The sequence below is a fragment of the Candidatus Phytoplasma sp. AldY-WA1 genome, from assembly GCF_020312115.2.
GTDB classification, from domain to species: Bacteria; Bacillota_I; Bacilli_A; order Acholeplasmatales; family Acholeplasmataceae; genus Phytoplasma; species Phytoplasma vitis.
Genome location: NZ_JAHRHX020000066.1, coordinates 1 through 3036 on the forward strand (window position 1 = coordinate 1; position 3036 = coordinate 3036).

Annotated in this window: 2 protein-coding genes; one reads left to right on the plus strand and one right to left on the minus strand. The window is 19.3% G+C overall.

Going from position 1 to position 3036, the window contains the following annotated elements; translation table 11 throughout:
* Positions 1 to 366 precede the first annotated feature (366 nt).
* Positions 367 to 918 carry a hypothetical protein gene (locus KTO59_RS03860; protein WP_284928729.1) on the minus strand — a complete coding sequence of 184 codons (552 nt, stop codon included), beginning with the start codon at positions 916 to 918 and terminating at the stop codon, positions 367 to 369.
* 215 nt (positions 919 to 1133) lie between these two features.
* On the opposite strand from KTO59_RS03860, the gene KTO59_RS03865 reads away from it, so the two are divergent.
* The gene (locus tag KTO59_RS03865; RefSeq protein ID WP_284928730.1) at positions 1134 to 2834 is read left to right on the plus strand and encodes a DpnII family type II restriction endonuclease; all 1701 of its coding nucleotides are present in this window, start codon (positions 1134 to 1136) and stop codon (positions 2832 to 2834) included.
* Positions 2835 to 3036: the final 202 nt, after the last annotated feature.

Consider the following 3036-nt stretch of genomic DNA (forward strand, 5'->3'; position numbering starts at 1 on the left):
AAAAATTATCAAACAAATTAATTGTTTAAAAAATAAATAATTTTAATTAAAAATATAAAAAACTTATTTTTAATTTAAAAAAATACTTATTTTCACATTGTTTTAAAAAAGTGTAAATAAATTTATTTTTAATACCGAAAAGGCTAATTAAAACAAACTAGTCTTTTTTTTGTTTTTAGTAAAACGAGATTTTAAAAATATACAGTGTTAAAAAAAATTTACATTTTTTTATAACAGTGCGGTATATCTAAATTACATCCGTTTATATCTAATATAGCTTCATGTTTAATTTCGATGTTATGAGTGTATTTGTTACTTAATAAAGGAACACTAATTAATAGTAATTTTTTATCTAAGTTATTTCCATCATTCCGCTTTTGTTAATTCACGATTAACAATGTTGTTTAATAAATTTTTTTCGCATTCTTGACGATAATATTCGTCTCCAAATTTAGTTTCGTTTGTATTACATATTATTAAATTGTCTAATACATCAAAATTTGATAATTCAACTTCTTCGTTTGATTTTGTAAAAATTGAATTCTTAATATCAATAAATCCTATTTCATGACGGTTTTGATTTCTTAATAAATTGTAAAAATGATTTTGAATTAATTTAATTATAAAACTATTAATAGAATCTTGTTCTCCAAAATTTTGAATTGTTAATTGAATCTTTTTATTTTTCTTTACTAAAATTTGATAAGTTATTAACAATAAATCTTCTTTTTTTAATGGAAACGGAAATTTAAAATTAATTACTTTACAAAATAATAAATATTTAATTTGTTTAATTAATTTATTAATTTCTTCTTTTATTTTGTCATCGTCAATTTCTTTATTTTCTTTAAAAAGATTGTAAAGCAATTCAAAATAACATAATTCAATTTCTAATACACTTTGTTTAAAATTATTCATTTTTAAAACCTCTTTTCACTAAAAACAAAAAAAAGACTAGTTTATTTTAACTAGTCTGTTCGGTATTAAAAATGAATTTATTTACAAAAATTTATAACAGTGCGATTAAAGAAGATAAAAATATAAAAAAATTATAAAAATTAATCAAAAAAACTTATTGCAAAATTTTATTTATGTTATAATTATTTTGATAAATGAAAGGTAATTTAAAAAAAATGAAAAAAACAACTTTAAAGCCTTTTGTTAAATGGATTGGTGGTAAAACTCAATTATTGTCTTTTTTAGATATAGTCGTTCCATCAAAATTTAATATTTATTATGAACCATTTTTAGGCGGTGGCGCTCTTTTTTTACATTTACAACCTAAAAAAGCAATTCTTAATGATATTAATTCAGAATTGATTTTAGTATGGCAAAATTTAATAATACATTCTCAAAAAATTATTCAAATATTAAACGAATTAAACGAACAATTTAAAAAAGATGGTGAATCTTTTTATTGGCAAATTAGAGATGAATATAATCGATCTGCCTCAAATATTAGAAAAACTGCTCTTTTTATTTTTTTAAATAAAACTTGTTTTAATGGTATTTATCGTGTTAATAGAAAAAATAAATTTAATGTCCCTTTTAATAAAAAAATAAATCTTTCTTTATCATCTTTAATTGATGTTGAAAATATAAAAAAAATTATTTTTTATTTCAAAAACCATACAAATATTAATTTTTTTTGTGGTGATTATCAAACAATAATAGATCGAGCCCAAAAAGATGATTTTCTTTTTGTTGATCCTCCTTATGATTCGTGTAATAATTCTTTTGATGCTTATACTACTTTGCCTTTTGGTAAAGAAGGACAAAAACGATTATTTTTAACTTTACAAAATGCTCATAACAGAGGCGTTAAATGGATTTTAACAAATCATGATACACCTTATATTAATGAATTATATTCTGAATTTTATTTAAATAGAATTTCTGTTTCACGTTTTATTAATTCTGATGCTTCAAAACGCAAGAATAATAATTATGAAACAATTATTACTAATTATCCAATTTCAACAAACCAACTTTTAGAATTAAATTATTTAAGTTTTAAAAAAGAATTACGAACTACTACTTATAATTTAAATTCTTATATCAATTGGAATGAAATTAATATTTTTTTAACAACATATAATCTTGAAATAAATGAATTGAATACTTTGTTTTCTTCTTCAATAATTGAATTTAAAAATAAAATTGAGTATTTGTTTAAAAATAAAAAAACTGAATGTTTTCACATTTTACCTTTTTTGCTTGCAAAAAAACATTCACAAGAAGAACAATTGGTTTTTTTAAATAAGAATAATCAAGAATTTAAAATTGATTTTACTTGTTTAACATCTATTTTGAATTTCGTTGAGGAATCCGGTATATTACAAAATATTTTTTTAAATCCAATACTTAATAGTATAGAATCTTTGTTATTAGGTATAAAAATTGGTTTAAATTCAAATATGAATAAAAATAAAACTGGAAAAATGATGATGTTTATGATTTCTGAAATATTAAAAAAAAATAATATTGAATTTCAAACTGAAGTAACATTAAAAGAAATTTTTCCAACTGCTGAATTAAAAGAAACTAAAAGAATAGATTTTGTTTTTAAAATACAAAAAACTCTTTTTTTATTAGAATGTAGTTTTTTTAATGTTGCCGGGTCTAAAATAAATAGCGAATTGTCTCGTTTTATAGAATTAAATAAAACAATTAAACAATTTAAAGACAAAGAATTTATTTATGTTATTGATGGCAAAGGACTAAAAAGTATAAAAGAACCTTTAAAATTAGCATTAGAAAATATAGAACATTTTTATAATCTTCAAAGATTTGAAAATTTCATTATTAAATTTAAAAAAAATAATAATATTTAAATTAATTTAATAAAACAAATAATTTATGTTTATGTTATTATTATCGCACTGTTTCAAAAAAGTGTAAATAAATTCATTTTTAATACTGAAAAGACTAGTGTTAAATCAAACTAGTCTTTTTTTAGTAAAAAAATTTTTTAAAATATGCATAGCTCAAAAAAAATTTACATTTTTTTATAACAATACGATAACTAATTGTAAT